This window comes from Paludibacterium sp. (assembly GCF_019232825.1).
Classification (GTDB): domain Bacteria; phylum Pseudomonadota; class Gammaproteobacteria; order Burkholderiales; family Chromobacteriaceae; genus Paludibacterium.
On sequence record NZ_JAFAND010000016.1, the window covers coordinates 20,464 to 44,727 of the forward strand.

Below are 24,264 nucleotides of genomic sequence, written 5' to 3' on the forward strand. Positions count from 1 at the left end.
TCTGGTATCATGCACGTACTTTTCCCTGCTGGCGCTTGGCCGGCGGGTCGTATTGACTTCGTGGACGCAGTTTGACTATGAGATGGTTGATTCGCTTGATGCTGGTGGCGGTGCTCACGGCACTGGTCTGGTTTTCCTGGGTGGTGTTCGTGCCGGTGGAGCCGCCGACCTCGCCTTACGCCATCACGGTCGGCCCCAGCCGTACCTTGTCGCAAGTCGCGCATAGTCTGAAGCAGGAGGGCGTCATCAGAAGCCGTGACGTCATGGTGTTGCTGGCGCGTCTGCAGGGTACCGACCGCCGCATCAAGGCCGGGCTGTACCGCTTCCAGGGGCCGATCAGCCTGTGGGAGATCCTGCAGCGCTTCGCCGCCGGCAATCCTGACGAGGCCAGCATTACCGTCGTGGAAGGCTGGACGTTCCACCAGTTCCGCGTCGCCGTCGATCAAAGTCCGGACGTGCAGCATGACAGCACCGGCCTCGACGACGCCACGCTGTTGGCGCATATCGGCGCCAGCGAGCCGCAGGCGGAGGGATTGTTCTTTCCCAGCACCTATTATTTCACGCCGGGATCCAGTGATATCGATCTGTATCGCCGCGCTTATGCCACCATGCAGCATAAGCTGCTCGAGGCGTGGCAAGCGCGCGCCAACGGCCTGCCGATCACCTCGCCCTATCAGCTGCTGACGTTGGCCAGTTTGGTGGAAAAGGAGACCGCCCGCGCCGCGGACCGCACCTTGATCGCCGCCGTGTTCGTCAACCGGCTGAACAAGAATATGCGTCTGCAGACCGACCCTTCGGTCATTTATGGGATGGGCGACGCGTATCGCGGTAACATCTCCAAAGCCGACCTGCGGCGCGATACGCCATACAATACCTATACCCGCAACGGTTTGACGCCGACGCCGATTGCGTTGCCGGGCGCGGCGTCGCTGCTGGCCGCCGCGCACCCGGCGGCCAGTGACGTGCTGTATTTTGTGGCGCGCGGCGACGGCGGCAGTTATTTCTCGCAAACGCTAGACGAGCATAACGATGCAGTACGTAAATTCATTCTGAAGAAGGGCAACTGATCGATGCCTCCCCGTTTTATCACCCTTGAAGGTATCGACGGTGCCGGCAAGAGCTCGCATTTGGACTTCATCCGCCAGTGGCTCGCCGAGCGCGGCATCGAGACGGTATTCACCCGCGAGCCGGGCGGCACCGACCTGGCCGAAAAATTGCGCGCGCTCTTGCTTGCGCCGGACACCGACGTCTCGCTGGAAACGGAGACCCTGCTTCTGTTCGCCGCGCGGCAGGACCATATTCAGCGCGTGATCCGTCCCGCTTTGGCTGCCGGACGGTGGGTGGTGTCCGATCGTTTTACCGATGCCTCCTTCGCCTATCAGGGGGGCGGGCGCGGGTTGGCTGGCGAACGCATTGCCGTGTTGGCCGACTGGGTGCAACAGGGGCTCGAACCTGATCTGACGTTGTTGTTCGACGTACCGACCGACGTGGCGCAAGAGCGCATGGCCGCCACGCGCTCGCTCGACCGCTTCGAGCGCGAAGCGCGCGATTTCCATGAGCGCGTGCGTGAGGCGTATCTCGCGCGCGCCGCGCAATACCCCCGCTTTTGCGTGCTGGATTCGAGCCGCGCCCTCGAGGCCGTGCGCGCCGACATCGCTGCCCGCCTCTCGGGGCTGCTGATGGAGCAACGCTGATGCGCTACCCCTGGCAGAAGGCGGATTGGCAGCGTATCAACCGGGAGCGGGACCGGTTGCCCAACGCCTGGCTCTTGACCGGGCTTGCCGGCATCGGCAAGTCGGCTTTTGCCGAGGAGCTGGCGCGATCGTTGTTGTGCGACCGGCCCGGACCGGATCATGCGGCTTGCGGCGAATGCGAATCCTGCCGGTGGTTTGCGCTGGGCAGTCATCCCGATTATCGCCGGCTGTCGCCGGTAGAGGCCGAGGACGAGGACAAGGCCGGGCGCAAATTGCCGGTTATCAAGATCGAGGCCGTGCGCGAGATGATCGAGTTCGCCCATCTGACGTCGCATCGCCATGGCCAGCGCGTGGTGCTGGTGGAGCCCGCCGAAGCGCTCAACCCCGCCGCGGGCAATGCGCTGTTGAAAATTCTGGAGGAGCCGCCAGCGGATGTGTTGTTCCTGCTGGTGGCGCATGCGCCGCAGCGTCTGTTGCCGACGATCCGCAGCCGCTGCCGTCAGTTCGCCATGACCGCGCCGGCAGCGGACGAGGCGCTGGCATGGTTGCATGGGCAAGGCGTGGCGGACCCGGCGACGGAGCTCGCGCATCACGGCGGCGCGCCGTTGTTCGACCACGACCCGACGTTGGCGGCCGCGCGCAAAGCGTTCGTCGAGGGGTTGATCCAACCGACGCTGGCCAATGTGCTGCTGATGAGCGAGCGTGCCGATAAGCTCAAGCTCGCGCTGGCCGTACCGCTCGAATGGCTGCAGATGTGGCTGTTCGATTTGTCGTCGATGCGTCTGTCCGGCACCTTGCGCTACTATCCCGACCACCGCGTGGCGCTCGACAATCTGGCGCGGCGCGCCGACCTGACGCAGTTGATGCAGGCCGCCGGCGCCCTCGACAAGCTCGCACCTTACGGCCAACATACGTTGAATGTCAGGCTGCAGCTGGAGTCGGCGCTGATGGAATATTTGAAGATTTTTGCCTGAGCGCCGCTTACCGCGCTTTGTTTGCTGAGAACGCCATGCTTGTCGATTCACATTGCCATTTGAATTTTCCTGATCTGGTCGCCCGGTTGCCCGAGGCGCTGGCGGCCATGCGCGCCGCGGCGGTCTCCCACGCCCTGGTGATCGGCGTCGCGCTGCCGGATTTCCCGTCGGTGCTGGCGCTGGCCGAGGCGCACGACAATCTGTGGGCGACTGTCGGCGTTCACCCCGACAATCCGGATGCCGTCGAACCCACGCGCGAACAGCTCGTCGAGCTGGCGCGCCACCCGCGCGTGGTCGGCATCGGCGAGACCGGGCTCGACTATCATTGGTGCCAAGGCGATCTGACCTGGCAGCACGAGCGTTTTCGCACGCACATCCGTGCCGCGCGCGAATGCGGTCTGCCGTTGGTGGTGCATACGCGCGAGTCGGTCGCCGACACCTTGCGTCTTTTGGCTGAAGAGCACGCCGGCGAGTGCGGCGGCGTCATGCATTGTTTCACCGAAGACTGGGAGAGCGCCAAGCGCGCGCTCGACCTGGGCATGCACATTTCGATCTCCGGCATCGTCACGTTCAAGAATGCCGGGCAGGTGCGCGACGTGGCGAGCAAAGTGCCGCTCGACCGTCTATTGGTGGAAACCGATTCGCCCTACCTGGCGCCGGTGCCCTATCGCGGCAAGCAAAACCAGCCGGCTTACGTGCGCCATGTGGCCGAGTGCATTGCCGATTTGCGTGGCATGCCATTCGAACAGCTGGCCGCAGCCACCAGCGCGAATTTCTTCCGGCTGTTCGCCAAGGCGCTGCCGGTGAAGGCAGAGGAGGGTGCGGCATGAGCCAGGCCGTCGATCTCGTTGTGCTCGGCTGCGGGTCGAGCTCCGGTTCCCCGGTGATCGGCTGCGATTGCCCGACTTGCCGCTCGGACGATCCACGCAACCGCCGTCGCCGTGCAAGCCTGGCGGTACGCTGCAACGGGCGCACCTTCCTGATCGACACCGGACCGGATCTACGCGCTCAGGCGCTGGAGCACGGTATCGATTGGCTCGACGCTGTGCTTTATACCCACCCGCACGCCGACCATCTCAACGGCATCGACGATCTGCGCGCGTACTGCTATCGCCGCAAGGGGGCGCTGACGCTCTACGGCAATGACTTCACCCTGACCAATATCCGCCAACGGTTCGGCTATGCGCTGCACGCGCCGTCGACGCACTGGGACAAACCGGTCCTGACGCTGATCGAGGCCAGCGCGCCCTTCGAGCACGAGGGCGTGCGCCTGACGCCGTTGCCGTTGGCGCACGGCGCCTGGCCTTGCCTCGGTTGGCGCATCGGCGACATGGCCTGGCTGACCGATCTGTCGACCATTCCCGAGACCACGTTGCCGCTGCTCGACGGCGTGCGCGTGGTGTTTCTCGATTGCTTGCGTCATACACCCTATCATTCGCATTTGTCGGTCGAGGAGTCGTTTGCGTGGGCACGGCGTATCGGTGCCGAACGCACCGTACTGATCCACATGACGCATGAACTGGAATACCACACTTTGCAGGCGCTCTGTCCGCCAGGTGTCGAGGTGGGATACGACGGCATGCGCATCCGGCTGGAATGACCGCTACGCAAGACTTTGCCAGGTGCCGCCCCGAGAGGTCGGTATTTTTTTATGCGTGGCCACTAACTTATTGGCATTAGATGCGGGAGATTTACTTGTTTTATTAATACAAAAAGATATCAACAAATATATTTAAGTTACACCTATTTGACTCGTAAAAAATCACCGCAGAGACTGAGTACTTTCTGATGCTGATCGGTGAATTTAGTGTCTACCCCTGTTAGAAAACCCCTGCCCCCTTGGGCGCTCATCCTGCTCGCCATGCTGCTTGGCGTTGTCGCGGGCATGGCGCTGGGCGAACGCGCCGTGTGGCTGAAGCCGCTGGGCGATCTGTTCGTCGCCCTGATCCGCATGGTGGTCATGCCGGTGATCTTCGTGTCGCTGGTCAGCGCGGTGACGTCAATCAGCGATTTGGCGCGTATGCGCCGCATCGCCTGCAAAACGTTGGCGATCTACTGTGCGACCATGATGCTGTCCGCGACGCTGGCCATGTCGCTGGCCAAGGCCTTCGGTATCGGCCGTGGATTGTCTTATGCCGGCCACGCCGTGGTGCCCGGCGTGGGGCTCGACTGGTCGAGCTTGATGCCGGCCAATCCTATCCAGGCGATGGCGCAAGGCCAGGTGCTTCCCGTGATGTTGTTCGCGTTGCTGTTCGGCATCGCGGTCAATCTGAGCGGCGAGTCCGGCCGGCCCGTGGCACGCTTCTTTGAGGCGCTCAACCAGGTCATCTTTCAGTTGATCGGCATGTTGCTGCGTTGCGCGCCGGTTGGCGTGTTCGCTTTGATGGCCGCGGTGAGCGCCACGAGCGGGGTAGGCATGCTGGCGCAATTGGGCGCGCTGGTGGGGACGCTTTATCTGTCGTGCCTGCTGGTGCTGACCGCGGTGTACGGCGCGTTGTTGTTTCTCGCCGGGCTCAATCCGCTGCCGTTCATGACCAAGATGATCCCGGTGCAATTGTTCGCCTTCTCCACCTGCAGCTCCAACGCCTCATTGCCGATGACGCTGGAGACGGCCAACCGTCTTGGCGTGCCGCACGCCATCTCGGCCTTCGTGCTGCCGTTGGGGTCAACCATCAATATGAACGGGCTCGCGACCTACCTTGGCGCCGTGTCGGTGTTTGCGGCCAATGCCGCCGGCGTGGAGCTGACGGTGACGCAGATGGCGATGGTGGTGCTCACGACCACGCTTGGCGCGCTGGGCGCCGCCGGCGTGCCGGGGACCGGTCTGGTGGTGATGAGTTTGGTGTTGTCGAGCGTGGGCTTGCCGCTGGAAGTGATTGCCATCGTCGCGGCGGTCGACCGCGTCATCGACATGATCAATACCTCGACCAATATTTCCGGCGATGCGTTGGCGGCGGTGCTGGTGGCCAAGAGCGAGGCCCAGTTTGACCGGGAAGCGTATTCAGCCTGAGCCGGGTGCCGTACCGCCGGCGCACGGGAGGCGCGCCGGCGGCGGGAAAGTGTCAGAAATAGTTGATGCCCATCGCGCCCTTGACTTCCGACAGCGTGCGGCCGGCCGCCTCGCGCGCCTTTTGCGTACCGGCTTTCAGAATGGCCATGACCTGCGCCGGGTCCTTGGCGAATTCTTCCCGGCGCGCGCGGATCGGTGCGAGCAAGGTTTGCAGAATGTCTTCCAACCGGCGCTTGATCACCATGTCGCCCAGACCGCCGCGGCGATAATGCGCCTTGAGCTCTTCCACCGCCGTTCTATCCGGATCGAAGGCGTCCAGGTACGTGAACACCACGTTGCCTTCCACTTGTCCCGGATCGGCCACGCGAAGATGGTTCGGGTCGGTGAACATCATCTTCACCGCCTGGCGGATGTCGTCCTCCGACGCCCCCAGCGACAGGGCGTTGCCCATCGATTTGGACATCTTGGCCTTGCCGTCGATGCCCGGCAGGCGCGCGCCGTCTTCCGGCACCAGGGCCCGGCACTCGACCAGAATGTCGGCATCCACGCTGTTGTTGAAGCGGCGCACGATTTCGTTGGTCTGCTCGATCATCGGCACCTGATCGGCGCCAACCGGCACCACGGTGGCCTTGAAGGCGGTGATGTCGGCCGCTTGGGCGGCCGGGTAGGTGAGGAAGCCGGCCGGAATATCGCGTTCAAAGCCGCGCAGCTTGATTTCGTCCTTGATGGTCGGGTTGCGTTCGAGGCGCGCCACGGTCACCAGGTTCAAGTAGTAGGACGACAGTTCGGACAACTCCGGCACCAGGCTCTGAATGAAGATGGTGCTTTTGGCGGGATCGATGCCGACGGCCAGATAGTCGAGCGCCACTTGCAGCACGTTGTCGCGCACTTTGACGTAGTTGCCCATGTTGTCGGTCAGCGCTTGCGCGTCGGCGAGCAGCAAAAATTGCGGGCAGACGTCCTGCAGCACCACGCGGTTTTTCAGCGAGCCGACGTAGTGACCCAGATGCAGCGGGCCGGTGGTACGGTCACCGGTCAGAATGATGTCGCTTGCGCCGACTTTTTGTGAATCCATGAAGCAGTCTCCATTGTCAGAATCTGTGGCGACCGCCGGCCGGGACCGGGAATGAAAACACCCGGGGTTCGCCTGGCCGGCCGCCTCCGGGTGTGGGGGTACGACTCTCCCGTGGCGCCTAGTCGCGGCGCCACCACCAGCTGGAGAGGCATAGGGTTGATTTCGTCATGGCAAGTATATGACCACGTTGAGGCGTTTCCGTCAAGGCGATCAGAAATGACGCTCCAGCGTCGCCTTGTGCATGATGGTCGAGGCGATTTCCTCGATCGACTTGTGCGTGGTGCTGATGAACGGCACCGCGTGCTGACGGAACATCGATTCGGCCTCGTTCACCTCGAAACGGCAATTGTCGAGGCTGGCGTAGCGCGAATCGGGCCGGCGCTCTGAACGGATATGATGCAGCCGCGCCGGGTCGATGGTCAGGCCGAACAGCTTGCTGCGGTAGGGAAGCAGGATCTTCGGCAGCGAGGTAGTGTCCAGATCTTCCGGCGTCAGCGGGTAATTGGCCGCCTTGATGCCGTATTGCAGCGCCAGGTACAAACAGGTGGGCGTCTTGCCCGAACGCGATACGCCGACCAGAATCACGTCGGCTTCGGTCAGGTCCTTCAATTTCACGCCGTCATCATGGTTCAGCGAGAAATTCACCGCTTCGATCCTGTGGTCATACTTTTCTTCGCTGACCATCCCGTGCGCCTTGCCCACCGTCAGCGAGGCGCTTTGCCCCAGCTCCTTTTCCAGCTCGGCGATGAACGTCTCGAAGAAGTCGATGGTCAGCGCACTGTCGATACGCAAAACCTGCCGAATTTCCGGATTGACGATACTGGTGAAGACCAGCGGCTTGTGATGATCGATTTGCGCGCGTTCGCGAATGCGCGCCGCCAACGCTTCCGCTTTTTCCACCGTGTCGATGAAGGGCACGGTCTCGCGATGGAATTCCAGCGTGTCGAACTGCGTCAGCAGCGTCTGTCCCAGCGATTCGGCCGTGATGCCGGTGCGGTCGGAAATGAAAAAGGCGGAGCGGCGGTGTGGCATGGATGCACCTGTTTGTTCGAGAAAACCGGAGTTCAAGTATATCGTGTTGTGATGATGACGCTCGGATTGTCATAAGGTTTTTGTCTTGCCCAGTTTCCCGCCGTTGGTAGTTTGAAGCCACCATTAATTTTACATGAAGATATTTTTACGGTGGTTATATGCTGCTGGAATTTTCAAAAATGCGTCGGAAACCCCGGTTAAATAGGATTGTGCGTCGCAAAATGGGCTACGCAAACCCTTGGCTATTCGGATAGAATTAGCGCTTCTACCGTTCCAATCCAATACAGGAAATGAAGTGATGGCAGAGAATTACGTGATCTGGTTCGAAGCGCTGCGCATGACCGATGTCGAGCGGGTGGGCGGCAAAAACGCCTCCCTGGGTGAAATGATCAGCCAGCTGACCAGCTCCGGCGTCCGTGTGCCGGGCGGTTTTGCAACCACAGCCGAAGCCTACCGTGATTTCCTGCAGCACGATGGTCTGGCCGACCGCATCAATGCCGCGCTCGCCAAGCTCGACGTGGAAGACGTGTCCGAACTCGCGCGGGTCGGCAAGGAAATCCGCCAGTGGATTATCGACATTCCTTTCCCGGAAAAGCTGGACAAGGAAATCGCGACCGCTTGGGCCAAGATGGTGGCCGAAGCCGGCTCGGAAGACATTTCCGTGGCCGTGCGCTCTTCGGCGACGGCGGAAGACCTGCCGGACGCATCCTTCGCCGGTCAGCAGGAGACCTTCCTGAACATCCGCGGTCTGGAGAATGTGAAAGAGGCGATCAAACATGTGTTCGCCTCTTTGTACAATGACCGCGCCATTTCCTATCGCGTACACAAGGGCTTTGCCCATGATGTGGTCGCCTTGTCGGCGGGCATCCAACGCATGGTGCGCTCCGACCTTGGCGCCGCCGGCGTGATGTTCACCATCGACACCGAGTCGGGCTTTGACGACGTGGTCTTCATCACCGCGTCCTACGGTCTGGGCGAAACCGTGGTGCAAGGCGCCGTCAATCCGGACGAATTCTATGTGCACAAGCCGACGCTCAAGGCCGGTCGCCACGCGATCCTGCGCAAGAACCGCGGCTCCAAGCTGATCAAGATGGAATTCACCGATGCCTCGCAAGCCGGCCGCTCGGTGCGCACAGTCGACGTGTCCGAACAGGAGCGCATGAGTTTCTCGATCAGCGAGGCCGAAGTGACCGAACTGGCCAAATACGCGCTGATCATCGAACAACACTATGGCCGCCCGATGGATATCGAGTGGGGCCGTGATGGTCTGGACGGCAAGCTTTATATTCTGCAGGCGCGGCCGGAAACGGTGAAGTCGCAGGAAAATCGCGTGGAAACCCTGCGCCGTTATCGCTTGAAAAACCGCTCCGACGTGCTGTGCCATGGCCGAGCGATTGGCCAGAAGGTGGGGCAGGGCGTCGTGCGTCTGATCAAGAGCGCGTCCGAAATGGATCGCGTCAAGCCGGGCGATGTGCTGGTCACCGACATGACCGACCCGGATTGGGAACCGGTGATGAAGCGCGCCGCGGCCATCGTGACCAATCGCGGCGGTCGTACCTGCCACGCGGCGATTATCGCGCGCGAACTCGGCATTCCGGCCGTGGTCGGTTGCGGCGACGCCACCGACGTGCTCTCCGACGGTATGTCGGTCACCGTGTCCTGTGCCGAAGGCGACACCGGCCACATCTACGATGGTCTGTTGGACATCGAAGTGATCGATTTGGCGCTCGACAAAATGCCGAAGAGCCCGGTCAAGATCATGATGAACGTCGGCAACCCGGAATTGGCCTTCGATTTCGCCCAGTTGCCGAACGAAGGCGTCGGTCTCGCGCGCCTGGAGTTCGTCATCAACCGCCAGATCGGTATTCATCCGAAGGCGCTGTTGGAGTTCGACAAGCAGCCGGAAGACCTGAAGAAAGTGATCCGCGAGCGCATCGCCGGCTACGCCAATCCAGTGCAGTTCTATGTCGACAAGCTGGCCGAGGGCATTGCCACACTGGCTGCCGCCTTCTATCCGAAGAAGGTCATCGTGCGCACCTCGGACTTCAAGTCCAACGAATATGCCAACCTGATCGGTGGTCAAGGCTACGAGCCGCACGAGGAAAATCCGATGATCGGCTTCCGCGGCGCCGCCCGTTATGTCGCCGAGGCGTTCCGCGACTGCTTCGAACTGGAATGCCGCGCGCTGAAGAAGGTGCGCGACGAAATGGGCCTGACCAACGTCGAGGTCATGATTCCGTTCGTGCGCACGCTGGCCGAGGCGGAAAAGGTGATCGAGCTGTTGGCCGCCAACGGTCTCAAGCGGGGCGAGAACGGCCTGCGTCTGATCATGATGTGCGAGCTGCCGAGCAACGCCGTGCTGGCCGAGCAGTTCCTGCAGTATTTCGACGGTTTCTCGATCGGTTCCAACGACATGACCCAGCTGACCCTGGGTGTCGACCGCGATTCCGGCGGTCCGATCGCCTCGACCTTCGACGAGCGCAACGAAGCCGTGAAGGCCATGCTGTCGATGGCCATCCAGGCATGCCGCAAGCAGGACAAGTACATCGGCATTTGCGGCCAGGGCCCGTCCGACCATCCGGATTTCGCCAAGTGGCTGGTGGAACAGGGCATCGCCACCGTGTCGCTCAATCCGGATACCGTGGTGGAAACCTGGATTTATCTGGCCAAGGAACTCAACGGCTGAGTTCTCGGCGCGTTGAAGATAAAAACACCGTCCTTTGATTGGGCGGTGTTTTTTATTGTGGTGTCACAAGGTGGTACAACGGGCAGTATTTGCCCGGGGCTGGCTTGAACTCGTGGGGCCCCTGCGCCATGTTAACGAGTGCTAATCGCCAATATGGATAGGAGCTCATCATCATGAAGACCAGTGCGCGTAATCAGTTTTCCGGCAAAGTCGCCGCGGTCCAACGCGGGTCCGTCAACGACGAAATCGACATCGAGGTTGCCCCGGGGCTTCACCTCGTGGCGATCGTCACGCGTGAAAGCACTGACTCGCTGGGATTGGCGCCGGGGGTGGCCGCCATGGCATTGATCAAGTCGTCTTCGGTCCTGCTCGTTATCGATGACGCGCAGGTGCGTTTCTCGGCCCGTAACCAGCTGCGGGGAAAGGTATTGCGCGTCATCCCCGGCGCCGTCAATAGCGAAGTGGTCGTCGATGTCGCGTCCGGTGTGGCGATCACCGCGATTGTGACCAACGAGAGCGCCGTGGCGTTGGGTTTGTCTGCCGGCAAGCCGGTGTCGGCCTTGTTCAAGGCGTCTAGCGTCATTGTCGGCGTGCCGGTCTGAGCCGGGGCCGAGCCGTCGCGCGACGGTCGATATCGCGCAAAATGGCCGGGACATCCCGGCCATTTTCAGGCTGTTGATTTAGTGGTTTGCAGCGGTTCTGGAGGCCCCGGCAAAGCCGGGCCTCAGTGGCCACTGACTGATTTCGCAGCCTGTCCATCGATTCCCACTCCCCCTGCCCTCTCCCTGAGAGGGGGCGCTCGCTTCGCGAGCATGGGTTTGTCAACACCCTCATTTTTTTACATAGCGCCGCCACTCTGGCCAGCGATTCGACAAACGTCATCTCCCCGGCGACAATATGCTCTTTGCAAAAGTAGTTAACGAACCATGCCTGAAGCATGGGATGGGGTTGCCGTGCCGTATCTTGCCATTCTGACCGCGATGTTTCTGTGGTCGAGCACCTTTGTGGTTCTCAAGCTGGTGTTCGCCGTTTTCGATCCGATGTTCGTGTTGTTCGCCCGCATGCTGGTGGCCTCTTTGTGCCTCGGGCTGTTGGTCTGGCTGCGCGGCGGCTTACGCTACGACTATCGCGCCGGCGACTGGAAATGGCTACTGTTGTTGGGGCTGATCGAGCCCTGTCTCTATTTTCTGTTCGAAGCCAATGCCTTGCGCTATACCAGCGCATCCCAAGCGGGCATGGTGACCAGCGCCATGCCGTTTCTGGCGGCGCTGGGCGCCATGGCGTTCCTGCACGAACGGTTGTCGGTGTCCAAGTGGGCGGGCATGGTGCTCTCCAGTGCCGGCATTGTCTGGTTGACCTGGTCGGGCCAGCCGGATGCGCACGCGCCTAATCCGCTGTTGGGCAACGCATTGGAATTGGCCGCCATGGGCTGCTCGGCGGCCTTCGTGCTGATCGTCAAGAAGCTATCGGATCGGTATTCGCCGCTGTTGATGACCGGCATGCCGGCGCTGATGGGGTGCGTATGGTTCGGCGCTGGCACGCTGTTGCCTGGCGTGCACTGGCCGCAGCACTATCCGCTCGTGCCGAGTCTGCTGATTCTGTACCTTGGTGCCGCCGTCACCTTGGGGGCCTATGGGTTGCACATCTGGGCCGTGACGCGCGTGCCGGTCACGGTGGCCACTTCCTTCAACAACCTGATCCCGGTCATGACCGTGCTTGGCGCCTGGGCTGTCTTGGGCGAGACGCTATCCGTCACGCAGACGATGGCTTGCGGACTGGTGCTTGTGGGCGTGCTGATCGGCCAGCGTCGATAGCGCTATCGCCAGCGCCATCCTGCGCGCATCCCCGTGAACGGCGCGTCATCGAGCGCGATATCGCCATGGCGGCCCGGTGATAGCCGCCGCGGCGCCCAGTCCAGGCTGTCGAGCTGATGGCTGTCATTCAGGAACCAGTGCGGCAATGCCTGTGGTTGGCCACATGCGCCCAGTGTCACCCCCGTCGGCGAACGCTGCAGGCAAAGGAAGGGATGGCGCTGATTGACCAGGCGATACTGCGCATCGACGCGCCAGCGTTGCGCCGACGCGTGGGTTTCGCAGGCTGCTAGCGTCAAACGCCAGGCACCATCCGGCCGTAGGCTGAGGCAACGCTGGCTGTCCTGCCAGACGAGCTGCCTATAAGCGCGTTCTTCCGCCATATTGATTCCTTGGCCAATGTAATCTGGCCGATCTCGCTGCCAACTCGCGCCTAGCCGGGCCCAATCGAGCCGGCGCGCGCCGCCCGGCGCGCCCGCCAGCATGGCGGTGTCCTGCGTCGGCTGCCAGCGGAAGAACTGGTGATTGTCGGCGATATCGGCTTGGCCGATGGTCAGCTGTGGTCCACGCGCCTTGCCGTGCACGATCAACGACAAGTCTGGGCTGGCGCTGAGCACCAACTGGGCGCCGCGGTTGCCCGGTGTTTCGTCTTGATGATGAAAGCGCGTGGCGCGCCACGTCCAGTGCTGGGTGGGCTCTCCGGCGCGGCATGGCTGCAGCGCGGCGTGGCCGGTGTAGCGGTAGGCGAGGGCGCGATAGCTGCCGTGCCGCGCCTGCCCCTGGCGCGTTTGGTTGCGCCCCAGGCACAGCCAGGGCGAGGCCAATGGGGTCACGCGGCCATCTTTCTGCATGATCCATCGCTGCGCGGCCGTGCCGTCACAGTCGCGCGCGGCAACGCCGCGCTCGTCGGCGGCAAACCCCGGCGGCGGGCTCTCCTGGGCGCTCAGACAAAGGCGGGCGCCGCGTAGCGGCAGATTTCCGCCTTGCAAAACAATCGGCTGGCCTGCGCCAGGCGCGAGCGCCGGCAAGGCCGCCGGCGGGGGAGGCGCTGTGCGCACCGCCGGGCGCTCGCCGGCGATCGGCTCCGCGATCGGCTGCCACAGCACGGTCTCGCGCGGCGCGTCGGTGGTGGCAAAGTGCAGCAGGCCGTCGGGCAGCGCTGCCAGCAGCCGCACATCGTCGGCGATGAGCGGGTTGAGCCGGGTGGTGATCGCCACGCGTGGCGATCCCTGGATATGCCGCAGCGCCCAGCGTTGTGATGGCCGTCCCGCCACGCAGCGCTGCAAGCCGACGAAGGCCGGCCGGGCGTCATCGGTGGCCTGATGCAAGCCGGTATTGCCAAGACAGTGACCGGGATGCTGCCGGCTGGCGAGCCGGCCCTGATCGAGAATCCATTGCTGCGCGGCATTGCTGGCCTGGCAGGGCGTCAGCCGCGCCAACCGCTCGCCGGGCGTGCGCAGCCGGGCGTCGGGGCCGGCATCGGTCAGACAGCGCTGGCCTAGTTGTAGCCGGTAGAGCGCGTGGGCTGCGTGTTCGCGCGTATGCAGCGCGTGACGCCAGGGATCGGGCGGCGGAAGGGGGGGGCGCGGTTCGCCGGCCGGTCGCGCCGCCGGCGCCGCATGGCGTTGCCAGTCGGCGCGTAGATCCGGTTGCTCCCACCAGGCGAGCACGTGCCGGGTTTGCGGCTGGTAACCGAGCATCAAGTGAGGCTGGGCGCGATTGATCAGGCGTAACCCGCGGGTATCCCAATGCTGGCGCGCGTCACCCGGCCGGCAAGCGCGCAGTACGGCGATATCGCCACGGCTTTCCGGATGAGCGGGCGTATTGTGCTTGACGACGCATTGGCCGGGGTAAGCCAAACTGTGAAGCGCGCCCTGGTCGTCCAGCGCCCAGCGCTGGCCGGCCGAGACGGTATCGCAGCGCGCCACATAGAGCTCGCGCCAGTCATCGTCTTTCTTTGGCGCGCCGGTTTGCAGGCACTGGCCGTTGCCGAGTTCGAAGCGTTCGAAACGCAACCAAGGCCGTTCGCGGCGCGCGCGCGCCAACTGTTGCGCCAAGGTGTTGTCCGGGTGGTAGTACTTGCGGATTGCCGCCACATCCTCGGTCGACAGCTCCTGGAACCATCGGCCGGTGTTGCCTGGCCCATGCCGCAAACGCACGAGCAGGGTGTCGGCCGGGTCGCCGAGCGCATCGAGCCGTTCGCCCTGCAGTCCGTCGTTGTAAGTGATCGAGTCGAAATCGACCGTGGTGCGCGGGTCGGCATACTCCGCCAGGGCCTTCGGGCGCCGCTCGCGGTCCATGATGGCCTGAAAGCGCTGGTTTTCATGCAAAAAGCCCAACGTGTGCATCAGTTCGTGCAGGGCGACCGCACGCGTTTTGCATTCCGCGCGGTCGGTGATTTGCAATGTGGCATGCGCGGGCAGGAAGCCGACGCTGGCCATGCCGCAGAAACCCCTATCCGGACTATCCGGCATCAGGGAGAAGCGCACCCGGCGCGGGTGATCGGGGCTCGCGATAAACAGCACCGCACGCTCGGTCTTCTGTTCGATGTGCCGCATGGCCTCGACGATCGCCTGGCGCGTAGCGGCATCCACCGGGTGTTGCGGCTGCAGCACCCAGCCGTTGGCGTCGATGGGCGCGGCGACGAACTCGTAGTACACCACGCCGCCCGGCCACAAGCGCCAGGTTTGATCGGCGGCGAGGTGAGTGGGCATGGCGTGGCCCCAGACGAAGCCGGGCGCAAACAACCACGGCAGGGCGGAAAGGACGCGCCGCGCACAGGATGAATCGTGCATTTGATGGGGACTCCAGGTCGCAGTGGATATGAAACGCGCCATACGGTGGCGCGCTGCTTAGTCACGACCTGCGCGATATTCAATCTGCGTGCAGAGGGATTTGGCCAGTATCTCTCGCCAGATTCGGGTTTGTCTGTCGGCGAGCGCGCTGCCCAACCGCGCTGACTCGACCTTCTCGCGCGTCCTGCCTAGGCTGGAGCATTCTCGATGGCGAGGGGGTGGCATCATGTATAGGCAACGTGGTGGCCGGGGGTTTACCCGACCGCTTTCCTTGGCGCTTTGGATCGCCGGCGCGCCGGCTTGGTCGGGACCGCCCGCCGGATTCTACGATGCGGCGGCCGGACTGGCGGGCGAGCCGCTGGCCGCCACGCTGGCCGTCATCAGCAACCGCGAGCATCGACCGCTGTCGTCGCGCGCGCTATGGGACGCCATCGCCCAGACCGACGAGGATCCGGCGAATCGCGCCAACGTCCGTACTTTGTACAGCAACCGCTCCATACCCAAGGTCTGCCGCGAGGGGCGCGCCCAGGCGCGCTGCAGCGAAACCTGGAACCGCGAGCATGTTTGGCCCAAGTCGCGTGGTTTCCCGCAAAAGTCGCAATGGGCCCATACCGATCTGCATCATTTGCGCGCCGAGCTGCCGCGCTGCAATAGCGCGCGCGGTCATCTGGATTTCGGCACAGGAGGCGAACGGGTGGCCGGGTGCGCCACCTCGAAGCGTCACCGCGGGCCTGACTGGTGGGAGCCGCCGCGCGAGGTCCAGGGCGATGTGGCGCGCATGCTGTTCTATATGGCGATCCGTTATACCGGCGGGGACGCGGCCAGGGACCGCACGCCGGATCTACGGCTGGTGGACGAGGTGGCGATGGGCGCCGCCGGCCCGAGGATGGGCGCGCGCTGCATGCTGCTGCGCTGGCACGAGCAAGACCCGGTATCTCCGCGGGAGCGGCGGCGCAATGACGTCATTGCGCGTCTGCAAGGCAACCGCAACCCGTTCATCGATCACGCGGATTTCGCGCAGCGGATTTGGGGCGGCGCTTGCGCCACGCCGCGGCCCGCGGTCGAGGTCAGCCCAGTTCCTTGAAGAGCTCCTTGACCCGCACCACGCGCAGCGCCACCTCCTCGATGCCGATTTCCACACGCAGCTTGTCTTGGCCCGCCAGGCGGTAATTGCGTTTGCTTTGAATCAGGCTGATGATTTTCATCGGCTCGATGGGCGGGTTCGGTACGAAGGTGAGCTGTATGGCGCTGTCGCTGGCGTCGACTTTCTGCACGCCAAGCTGCTTGGCCGTCAGCCGCAGACGGTGACTGTCGATCAACGTCTTGACCGATTGCGGCGGCAGGCCGAAGCGGTCGATCAGCTCTTCATGGATGGCGTCGACCTCATCGTCGCGTTCGCAGGTTGCCAGCCGCTTATACAGCACTAGCCGCTCATGCACATCCGGGCAGTAATCTTCCGGCAGCAGCGCCGGGCTATGCAGGTTGATTTCGGTCGTGACGCCAAGCGGCGCGTCCAGATCGGGCTGGCGGCCCTTTTTCAAATCGCGCACCGCCTGTTTGAGCATTTCGGTGAACAGCGAGAAGCCGACCTCCTGCATTTCCCCCGACTGCCCCTCGCCCAATACCTCGCCGGCGCCGCGGATTTCCAGGTCGTGCATCGCCAGATAAAAACCGGCGCCGAGTTCCCCAGACAATTGAATGGCCTCAAGCCGCTTGGCGGCGTCGCGGGTCATGCCGTCCGGGGTGAGCAGGTAGGCGTAGGCCTGGTGGTGCGAGCGGCCGACACGGCCGCGCAGCTGGTGCAGTTGCGCCAGGCCGAACTTGTCGGCGCGGTTGATCAGAATGGTGTTGGCGTTGGGGATGTCGATACCGGTTTCGATGATGGTCGAGCACAACAGCACGTTGAAGCGCTGCTGCAAGAAGTCGCGCATCACCTGCTCCAGCTCGCGCTCGCGCAACTGGCCGTGGGCGACGCCGATGCGTGCTTCCGGGATTAACTCGGCCAGCTTCTCGCGCATGTTCTCGATGGTGTCGACTTCGTTGTGGAGGAAGAAGACTTGACCGCCCCGTTTCAGCTCGCGCAGCACCGCCTCGCGGATGACACCGTTCGACAGCGGGGTAACGAAGGTTTTGACCGCCAGTCGGCGCGATGGCGCGGTGGCGATGGCGGAGAAGTCGCGCAGGCCTTCCAGCGCCATCGACAACGTGCGCGGAATCGGCGTGGCGGTCAGCGTCAGCACGTCGACGTTGGCGCGCAGGCGCTTGAGCTGCTCTTTCTGCCGCACGCCGAAGCGGTGCTCCTCGTCGATGATCACCAGTCCCAGATTGTGGAAGACGATATCCGGCTGCACGAGTTTGTGCGTGCCGATGACGATGTCGACCGACCCCTTGGCCAGCCCTTCGAGCGCGGCCTTGGTTTCCTTGCCGGAGCGAAAGCGCGACAGCTCGGCGATTTTCACCGGCCAATCGGCAAAACGGTCGCTGAAGCTCTGGAAATGCTGCTCGGCCAAGAGCGTAGTCGGCACCAGCACCGCCACCTGCTTGCCCCCCATGACGGCGACGAAGGCGGCCCGAAGCGCGACTTCGGTTTTGCCGAAGCCGACGTCGCCGCACACCAGGCGATCCATCGGCTTGCCGGCGCACATGTCGCCGATGACGGCCTCGATGGCGGTGGCCTGGTCCGGCGTTTCCTCGAAGCCGAAACCGGCCGCGAAGGCGTCGTAGTCGTGGTGCGACAAGGTGAACTGATGGCCTTCGCGCGCGGCGCGCTGGGCGTAGAGGTTGAGTAGTTCCGCCGCGGTGTCGCGCGCCTTTTCCGCCGCCTTGCGTTTGGCCTTTTCCCACTGCGGCGCACCCAGCCGGTGCAGCGGCGCCGCGTCGGTGGCGGCGCCGGCATAACGCGAGATCAAATGCAATTGCGATACGGGTACGTACAGCTTGGCGTCATCGGCGTACTCGAGCTGCATCATTTCGCTGGCGCCTTCGCCAAGGTCCATCGACACGAGCCCCATGTAGCGGCCGATGCCGTGCTGCTCGTGCACGACAGGGTCGCCGATTTTGATTTCCGCCAGATCGCGCAGCACGGCGTCCGATTGCGCCCGGGTTTTGGCGCGTCGAGTGGCACTCTTGGCGATGTGCTGGTAGAGCTCGGTTTCCGTAATGACCGCGACGTCCGGTTGGCTGAGTTGAAAGCCGCGGAACAACGGCGCCACGGTCAGTGCCAGCCGCGCGCTACCGGTCAGGAACCGCTGCCAGCCATCGACGGCTTCCGGGCGGATGCCGTTTTCGGCCAGGAACGCCAGCATGGTTTCACGGCGGCCCATGCTTTCGGCGGTGAGCAGCACCCGCGCCGTCTGCGTGCGCAAGTAGCTGGCGAGCCGATTCAGCGGCGCTTCGGCGCGGCGGTCGACGGCCAGGTTTGGCAGCGGCACGACCCCGGTTTCGACCTCTTCGCCGGCGGGAATGTCCAGGCGGGCGAAATCCTTCAATCGACGCATAAGGTCGTCCGGGCGCACGAACAGCTCGGCCGGCGGCAGCACGGGGCGCTCGCTGTCGCCCCTCGCCATTTGGTGGCGCGCTTCGATGTCGCGCCAAAACTGCTCGGCATCGGCGACATCAACCCGCAACAGCGCCAGCAGCGTGTCCGGGCCCAGGTAATCGAACAAGGTGGCGGTCTGTTCGAAGAACAGCGGCAGGTAGTATTCGATCCCGGCGGGGAACAACTGCTGCGACACGTCGCGGTAGATGCGGCTCTTGGACGGATCGCCCTCGATTTTTTCGCGATAGCGCTGGCGGAACTGGGTGACGCCGTTTTCGTCCGTCGGATATTCGCGCGCCGGTAGCATGCGAATTTCCTGTACCGGATACAACGTGCGCTGCGTATCCGGATCGAAGGTGCGCAGCGTTTCGATTTCTTGGTCGAACAAGTCGATGCGGTAGGGCAACACCGAACCCATCGGGAAGAGGTCGATCAGGCCGCCGCGCAATGAAAATTCGCCCGGCTCCATCACTTGCGTGACGTGGTTGTAGCCGGCGGTGATCAGATCGGCGCGCAGCCGCTCGACGTCGAGCGTATCGCCGGTTTTGAGGAAAAAGGTGCGCGCCAGCAGAAAAGCCACCGGAGGCAGGCGAGTCATCACCGTCGGCAATGGCGCCAGCACCACATCGCACTCGCCATGGCGGATCTGCCACAGCGTCGCCAGACGCTCGCTGACCAGATCGCTATGCGGCGAAAAGTGGTCGTAGGGCAACGTTTCCCAGTCCGGGAACAAGGCCACGCGCAGCGTGGGGTCGAAGAAGGGCAGCTCGGCCTGCAGCCGCTGCGCCGATTGGGCTTCGGGAGTAAGAATCAACAGCGGGCGGCCGGCGTGCCGGGCCAATCCGGCCAACCAGGCGGCATCCACACCTTCAGGCAGGGCGCCAATGCGTTGTTTCTGTCCTTGACTAGGAATTTCTGGGTATTTGTCCAACATAAAGTGCTTCACATTCATGGCGCTCACGGTATTATACCAGCAGCCCGAAGGCTGTTTCAGAAAGGTTCCCGATAGGATTATGTATCCTAGATAACGGGCAGCCGGCCGAAGGGGTGACGATGAGGAATCCGCGGGCGTGAATGCCAAAAGATTGTTCGATGCAGGGGGCTTCCTCTGTTTTCTCGCTGCCCTGGCTCTGTGGCCCCGGGCACCGCTTGCCGCCATTTCCCTGGCTTCATTTTTGCCGCATGGACTCTTCGCCGCCCAGGTGGTCCGCTCGCGCCGCGTTGCACCGGTTCTGTGGTGGCCGCTATGCGCGTTTGTTGTCGCGCTGTGGCTCATGCCCACCGGCTGGGCGCTTTGTCTCGCGAGTTCCCTCTATTTGCTTGCCGGCACGCTGTCGTTGGCCGGTCTGACCGCCGAGGTCGACTGGCTGGCAAGCCCTCTCTCGCTGTTGCGTCTTCTGGCGCGGCTGGTGCTCTATCCGGCGCTTCTTGTGGCGCTGCTGCTGTCGCTGCAGACGATGTTGTTCGAGGTGTCCGCGCACATGGGGTTGTGGGCCGGGATGGCCTGGGGCGACGTGAGTCTGAGCGTCGTGGCGCTGGTGCCGCTGGCGCTCTGCGAGCGCACGCTGGCGCGTCGGCGTCTATTCGAGCTGTCGCTGTATTTGTTGCTGACGCTGGGGCTTGGCTTGGCGCTCTATCCCGCCCGCCATCAGCTGCTGTTCCCCAGTGCATTGCTGTATCTGCCGGTGATCGTGGTGGCCGCCTTCCGCTTGACCTTGCGCGGCGTGTCGCTTATCAGCGTGATGGTGATGGTGATGCTGACGCTGTTTAACGCCGGCGGACCTTTCTACGGTGCGCTGGCGGATGGCCTGGTATTGCTGTCGGCGGTGCTGGTTGGGCTGATCGTGGCGGCGGGGGTCGAGGTGCAGCGCCGCCACGAGCGTCGGCTAGGCGAGTTTCAGGCGCGCATCGAGGCGCTGGTCAACAATAGCCCCAACCTGATGGCCTTCAAGGATCTGGATGGCCGCTACGCCATGGTGAACCGGGCCTATGCCAGCTATGTGGGCAAGGCGCCGATAGAGATCCTCGGCAAGCGGCCTTCCGAGCTGTTCCCGCTCGACGTGGCCACGCGCATTCGCGGGCAGGACGAGATGGTGCTGCGTTGCCTGGAACCGCGACAGTTCGAATACGCCAGCGATCTGCATGACAGCCGTTATTCGCTGCTGGAGACCAAGTTCCCGCTGTTCGATGCGCAAGGGCTGCCGTCCGGCATCGGTTCGGTGGTGACCGACGTGACCGAACTGCGCCAACAGCAGCAGGCGGTGGTGGAGGCCGAGCAGAAATATGGCGCGCTGATTGAACAATCGCTGGCCGGTATCTTCATCTTTCAGGATAGCCGCCTGGTCTATTTGAACGAAAAACTGGCCGAGATGTTGGGAGGATCCCCCGAGTCGCTGGAGGGGTACCGGCTGGAAGACTTGGTGGCGACCGGCGATCTCGTCCGAGTGCGCGAGCTGATTCGCCAGCGTTTCGACGATAACGTGCAAGTGATGCACTACACCACCCGCATTTCGCGCCGCGATGGTTCGCTGCTGGATGTCGAGGTGCATAGCCGGCTCTTTGACTACAACGGCCGCCCAGCCAGCATCGGGTTTGCCCTCGATATTTCCGACCGCATCGCCGCCGACGCCAATCAGAAGCTCACCGCCAAGGTATTCGAAACCTCTGCCGAGGGGATTCTCATTTGCGACGCCGAATTGCGCATCATTGCGGTCAACGGCGCCTTCAGCCGCGTTACCGGCTATCAACGCGAGGAGGCGTTGGGCAAGGTCTCGCGCGTGTTTAGCGATGAGAGCCGCAGCAACTACGCCGAAATGATGAGCGCGCTCAACGAGCAGGGCTATTGGCGTGGCGAGCTGTTGGACCGGCGCAAGAACGGCGATTGGTATCCGGCCGAATTATCGCTGTCGCTGGTGCGCGATCCCCAAGGCGAAGTGGTGAATTATGTCGGCCTGTTTGCCGATATCACCGTGCGCAAGCAGGCGCAGGAGCGGATGAATTTCCTGGCCAATCACGACCCGTTGACCCGCCTGCCAAACCGCAGCTGCTTGATTTCGGCTCTGGAAGATCAACTGCTGACCATGTCCGAGGGCGGCGGCAAGCTCGCGGTGATCTTCATCGATCTGGACCGCTTCAAGCTGATCAACGATTCGTTCGGCCATCAGTCGGGCGATGAGCTTTTGCGAGTGATCGCCATCCGCTTGGCCAATACCGTCGGCGAGCGCGGCATGCTGGCGCGGCTGGGTGGCGACGAATTCACTTTGCTGATGTCGGATTTCGAGAACCTCGGCGACCTATCGATCATCGCCGAGCAGGTGCTGGGGGTGCTGGCCAAGCCGTTGCAGCTGGAAGAGCACGAGGTGTTCGTCACCGGCAGTATCGGCATCAGCGTCTATCCCAACGATGGCGCCGACGCGCGCACGCTGCTGAAGAATGCCGATGTGGCCATGTATCGCGCCAAGGACGCCGGCAAGAATACTTACGAGTTCTTCAACGCGGAAATGAACGCCCAGACCGTGGAGCGGCTGGTGCTGGAAAACAGCCTGCGTCAGGCGTTGGAGCGCGACGAGTTCGAGCTGCATTTCCAGCCGCAGGTGGACGCGGTCACCCGCTCCTTGATCGGCGTCGAGGTGCTGTTGCGCTGGCGGCATCCGCAGCAAGGGTTGGTGGCGCCGGGACGCTTCATCCCCTTGGCGGAGGAAACCGGGCTGATCAAACCGATCGGCGCCTGGGTGCTCAAGGAGGCTTGCCGCCAGCTCAAGCGCTGGGACCGCGAGGGGTTGTCCGTGCCGAGGCTGGCGGTCAACCTGTCGGCGCGTCAGTTCGAGCAGGCCAACCTGATCAGCCTGGTGCACGCCGCGCTGGAAGAAAGCGGCATCGCGCCGCAGCGGCTGGAACTGGAAATCACCGAAAGCATGATTATGCAGAACCCGGTCGAGACCGTGCGCATTCTCAATGAACTGAAAAACCTGGGCGTGCAGCTGGCGATCGACGATTTCGGTACCGGCTATTCCTCGCTGTCGATCCTTAAACGATTCCCCCTCGATTCGCTCAAGATCGATCGCTCGTTCGTCGATGGGCTGCCGCAGGACGGTGACAGCGCGGCGATCACCGAGGCGGTGCTGGCGATGGCGCGCAAGTTGGGTTTCTCGGTGGTGGCCGAGGGGGTCGAGCATGCCGGGCAGGCCAACTTCCTGCAGGCCATCGGCTGCGACAGCCTGCAGGGCTACTATTTCGGCAAGCCGATGCCGGCCGAACATTTCGTCGCCTGGCTCGCCGAGGGCGAGACCTCGTTGCCGCCGCGCGCGGTCGATGCTTGAGCGTCCGTTGCGGCGGTTGCATTCGACGAGCCCGCGCGGTTAAATAGCCGCGAACCTTCCTATGAGTCAATAATGAGCAACAAGCGCCTGATACACGGGTTTCATGCCGTGAACGCCCGTCTGTGGCAAAACCCCAAGAGTCTGATCGAGATTTACCTGGCCGGCGGCCGCCAAGATGAACGCGCCCGCGCCGTGGCCGAGCGGGCACAGACCGAGGCGGTCAAGGTGCATGTGGTCGACAAGGCCCGGCTTGACAGCCTGACCGGCAACGCGCGTCACCAAGGCGTGGCGGCGTGGATCGACGCCAGTCACCGAGTGGTGGATATCGCCGATGTGCTCGATAGTCTGCAGGAGCCGCCGCTGTTGCTGATCCTGGATGGCGTGACCGATCCGCACAATCTGGGCGCGTGCTTGCGTGTGGCGGATGCCATGGGGGCGCATGCGGTGATCGCACCCAAGGATCGCGCCGCCAGCATCAACGCGACGGTGTCCAAGGTGGCCTGCGGCGCGGCCGAGACCATTCCCTACATCATGGTGACCAATCTGGCGCGCACGCTGCGAGACCTCAAGGATGCCGGCATCTGGATTGCTGGCACCACGATGGAGGCGGAAACCGATTTGTTCCATTTCGACCAGCGCGGGCCGCTGGCTTGGGTAATGGGGGCGGAGGGCGAGGGCATGCGCCGCCTGACGCGCGAACATTGCGATGCGCTGGTGTCGATTCCGATGTTCGGCACGGTGGAGAGCCTGAACGTATCGGTATCGTCCGGCATGGTGTTGGCCGAGAGCCGCCGTCAACGCGTACTGGCCGGGGAGGGTAAGGGATGAGTGATACGCCTCGCGATTGCGGTTGCGCGCCGCAATCGGACAAATCGGTGGTGCAGCCGGACAAGACTCGGCTGTTGCAGCGTCTGGCGCGCATCGAGGGCCAGGTGCGCGGCATCGGCGGCATGATCGCCGACGATCGTTACTGTGTCGACATCCTCACCCAGGTGGCCGCAGTGAAGTCGGCGCTCGACGCCGTGGCGATGCAGTTGCTGGAAAACCACGTGCATGGCTGCGTGGCGCGTTCGTTCGGCACGTCCTCGGCCGAGGATATGGCGGCCGAACTGTTGGATGTCGTCAAGAAGATTCGTTGAAAGCGGGGAGGGCGTAGCGTGTGTTCGCGAAGCAACGCACGTTTCAACGCACGGTGACACCAGGTTCGGGGAGCGTTCGCTCCCCGCCTCCAGGTTAGGGTGTTAATCGGCGGTCAACACCAAGCATCCCGCCACCTCGCGCAGGCGCGCGGCGTTTTTCAGGTACAACCACGACGACTGGGCATCGACCG

The 24,264-nt window shown here is 63.2% G+C and carries 17 protein-coding genes; 13 read left to right on the plus strand and 4 right to left on the minus strand.

Annotated features, from left to right (window positions below; genetic code table 11):
- The first annotated feature begins 77 nt into the window (after positions 1–77).
- The 6 genes from mltG (at position 78) to JOZ06_RS01570 (ending at position 5,678) form a co-directional block, all read left to right on the plus strand.
- Positions 78–1,067: an endolytic transglycosylase MltG gene (gene mltG / locus JOZ06_RS01545; RefSeq protein WP_293227996.1), complete on the plus strand. Its 990-nt coding sequence runs from the start codon at positions 78–80 to the stop codon at positions 1,065–1,067.
- 3 nt (positions 1,068–1,070) lie between these two features.
- The gene (tmk, locus tag JOZ06_RS01550; protein ID WP_293227998.1) at positions 1,071–1,694 is read left to right on the plus strand and encodes a dTMP kinase; all 624 of its coding nucleotides are present in this window, start codon (positions 1,071–1,073) and stop codon (positions 1,692–1,694) included.
- Positions 1,694–2,668, plus strand: coding sequence for a DNA polymerase III subunit delta' (gene holB, locus JOZ06_RS01555; protein WP_293228000.1), 975 nt, complete (start codon positions 1,694–1,696; stop codon positions 2,666–2,668). Before tmk ends, holB begins: the two co-directional genes overlap by 1 nt.
- A 35-nt stretch (positions 2,669–2,703) precedes the next feature.
- Positions 2,704–3,498, plus strand: a complete 795-nt coding sequence (locus tag JOZ06_RS01560; protein ID WP_293228002.1) for a TatD family hydrolase — start codon at positions 2,704–2,706, stop codon at positions 3,496–3,498.
- Positions 3,495–4,268: an MBL fold metallo-hydrolase gene (locus JOZ06_RS01565; RefSeq protein WP_293228003.1), complete on the plus strand. Its 774-nt coding sequence runs from the start codon at positions 3,495–3,497 to the stop codon at positions 4,266–4,268. The genes JOZ06_RS01560 and JOZ06_RS01565 overlap by 4 nt, the downstream gene beginning before the upstream one ends.
- Positions 4,269–4,475: 207 nt before the next feature.
- Positions 4,476–5,678 carry a dicarboxylate/amino acid:cation symporter gene (locus JOZ06_RS01570; RefSeq protein ID WP_293228004.1) on the plus strand — a complete coding sequence of 401 codons (1,203 nt, stop codon included), beginning with the start codon at positions 4,476–4,478 and terminating at the stop codon, positions 5,676–5,678.
- Positions 5,679–5,730: 52 nt separating this feature from the next.
- Here JOZ06_RS01570 and trpS read toward each other — a convergent pair whose 3' ends face one another.
- Positions 5,731–6,753, minus strand: coding sequence for a tryptophan--tRNA ligase (gene trpS / locus JOZ06_RS01575; protein WP_293228006.1), 1,023 nt, complete (start codon positions 6,751–6,753; stop codon positions 5,731–5,733).
- 210 nt (positions 6,754–6,963) lie between these two features.
- Entirely contained in the window at positions 6,964–7,785 is an 822-nt protein-coding gene (locus tag JOZ06_RS01580; RefSeq protein ID WP_293228007.1) for a pyruvate, water dikinase regulatory protein, read from the minus strand.
- A 298-nt stretch (positions 7,786–8,083) separates the two neighbouring features.
- Here JOZ06_RS01580 and ppsA point away from each other — a divergent pair, with 298 nt between their 5' ends.
- The 3 genes from ppsA (at position 8,084) to JOZ06_RS01595 (ending at position 12,285) form a co-directional block, all read left to right on the plus strand.
- Complete coding sequence (ppsA, locus tag JOZ06_RS01585) at positions 8,084–10,471, plus strand: phosphoenolpyruvate synthase (RefSeq protein WP_293228009.1); 2,388 nt, start codon at positions 8,084–8,086, stop codon at positions 10,469–10,471.
- Between the two features lie 173 nt (positions 10,472–10,644).
- A complete protein-coding gene (locus JOZ06_RS01590) occupies positions 10,645–11,073 on the plus strand; it encodes a TOBE domain-containing protein (RefSeq protein ID WP_293228011.1) in 429 nt (142 codons plus the stop codon).
- Between the two features lie 324 nt (positions 11,074–11,397).
- A complete protein-coding gene (locus JOZ06_RS01595; RefSeq protein WP_293228013.1) occupies positions 11,398–12,285 on the plus strand; it encodes a DMT family transporter in 888 nt (295 codons plus the stop codon).
- 2 nt (positions 12,286–12,287) lie between these two features.
- On the opposite strand, the gene JOZ06_RS01600 is transcribed toward JOZ06_RS01595, so the two are convergent.
- Complete coding sequence (locus JOZ06_RS01600) at positions 12,288–15,077, minus strand: ricin-type beta-trefoil lectin domain protein (RefSeq protein ID WP_293228015.1); 2,790 nt, start codon at positions 15,075–15,077, stop codon at positions 12,288–12,290.
- Positions 15,078–15,303: 226 nt separating this feature from the next.
- Between JOZ06_RS01600 and JOZ06_RS01605 the strand changes: the two genes are divergently transcribed.
- On the plus strand, positions 15,304–16,161 hold the full coding sequence (locus JOZ06_RS01605; protein WP_293228016.1) for an endonuclease: 858 nt from the start codon (positions 15,304–15,306) through the stop codon (positions 16,159–16,161).
- On the opposite strand, the gene mfd is transcribed toward JOZ06_RS01605, so the two are convergent.
- The gene (gene mfd / locus JOZ06_RS01610; protein ID WP_293228018.1) at positions 16,145–19,549 is read right to left on the minus strand and encodes a transcription-repair coupling factor; all 3,405 of its coding nucleotides are present in this window, start codon (positions 19,547–19,549) and stop codon (positions 16,145–16,147) included. The two genes, JOZ06_RS01605 and mfd, sit on opposite strands and share 17 nt — an antisense overlap.
- A 136-nt stretch (positions 19,550–19,685) precedes the next feature.
- Between mfd and JOZ06_RS01615 the strand changes: the two genes are divergently transcribed.
- From JOZ06_RS01615 to JOZ06_RS01625, 3 genes are all read left to right on the plus strand, one after another.
- Positions 19,686–22,934 carry an EAL domain-containing protein gene (locus JOZ06_RS01615; RefSeq protein ID WP_293228020.1) on the plus strand — a complete coding sequence of 1,083 codons (3,249 nt, stop codon included), beginning with the start codon at positions 19,686–19,688 and terminating at the stop codon, positions 22,932–22,934.
- A gap of 72 nt (positions 22,935–23,006) precedes the next feature.
- Positions 23,007–23,762, plus strand: coding sequence for a 23S rRNA (guanosine(2251)-2'-O)-methyltransferase RlmB (rlmB, locus tag JOZ06_RS01620; RefSeq protein WP_293228022.1), 756 nt, complete (start codon positions 23,007–23,009; stop codon positions 23,760–23,762).
- On the plus strand, positions 23,759–24,073 hold the full coding sequence (locus tag JOZ06_RS01625; protein WP_293228024.1) for a metal-sensitive transcriptional regulator: 315 nt from the start codon (positions 23,759–23,761) through the stop codon (positions 24,071–24,073). Before rlmB ends, JOZ06_RS01625 begins: the two co-directional genes overlap by 4 nt.
- The last annotated feature ends 191 nt before the right edge of the window (positions 24,074–24,264 follow it).

Excerpts from the sequence above, each read along its gene's own strand:
- JOZ06_RS01590 (WP_293228011.1), top strand. The coding sequence starts at position 10,645 with ATGAAGACCAGTGCGCGTAATCAGTTTTCCGGCAAAGTCGCCGCGGTC.
- JOZ06_RS01560 (WP_293228002.1), top strand. The coding sequence starts at position 2,704 with ATGCTTGTCGATTCACATTGCCATTTGAATTTTCCTGATCTGGTCGCC.
- JOZ06_RS01600 (WP_293228015.1), bottom strand. The coding sequence starts at position 15,077 with ATGCACGATTCATCCTGTGCGCGGCGCGTCCTTTCCGCCCTGCCGTGG.
- JOZ06_RS01595 (WP_293228013.1), top strand. The coding sequence starts at position 11,398 with ATGCCTGAAGCATGGGATGGGGTTGCCGTGCCGTATCTTGCCATTCTG.
- rlmB (WP_293228022.1), top strand. The coding sequence starts at position 23,007 with ATGAGCAACAAGCGCCTGATACACGGGTTTCATGCCGTGAACGCCCGT.
- holB (WP_293228000.1), top strand. The coding sequence starts at position 1,694 with ATGCGCTACCCCTGGCAGAAGGCGGATTGGCAGCGTATCAACCGGGAG.
- mfd (WP_293228018.1), bottom strand. The coding sequence starts at position 19,549 with ATGTTGGACAAATACCCAGAAATTCCTAGTCAAGGACAGAAACAACGC.
- mltG (WP_293227996.1), top strand. The coding sequence starts at position 78 with ATGAGATGGTTGATTCGCTTGATGCTGGTGGCGGTGCTCACGGCACTG.
- trpS (WP_293228006.1), bottom strand. The coding sequence starts at position 6,753 with ATGGATTCACAAAAAGTCGGCGCAAGCGACATCATTCTGACCGGTGAC.
- JOZ06_RS01625 (WP_293228024.1), top strand. The coding sequence starts at position 23,759 with ATGAGTGATACGCCTCGCGATTGCGGTTGCGCGCCGCAATCGGACAAA.
- JOZ06_RS01580 (WP_293228007.1), bottom strand. The coding sequence starts at position 7,785 with ATGCCACACCGCCGCTCCGCCTTTTTCATTTCCGACCGCACCGGCATC.
- JOZ06_RS01605 (WP_293228016.1), top strand. The coding sequence starts at position 15,304 with ATGTATAGGCAACGTGGTGGCCGGGGGTTTACCCGACCGCTTTCCTTG.
- JOZ06_RS01565 (WP_293228003.1), top strand. The coding sequence starts at position 3,495 with ATGAGCCAGGCCGTCGATCTCGTTGTGCTCGGCTGCGGGTCGAGCTCC.
- ppsA (WP_293228009.1), top strand. The coding sequence starts at position 8,084 with ATGGCAGAGAATTACGTGATCTGGTTCGAAGCGCTGCGCATGACCGAT.
- tmk (WP_293227998.1), top strand. The coding sequence starts at position 1,071 with ATGCCTCCCCGTTTTATCACCCTTGAAGGTATCGACGGTGCCGGCAAG.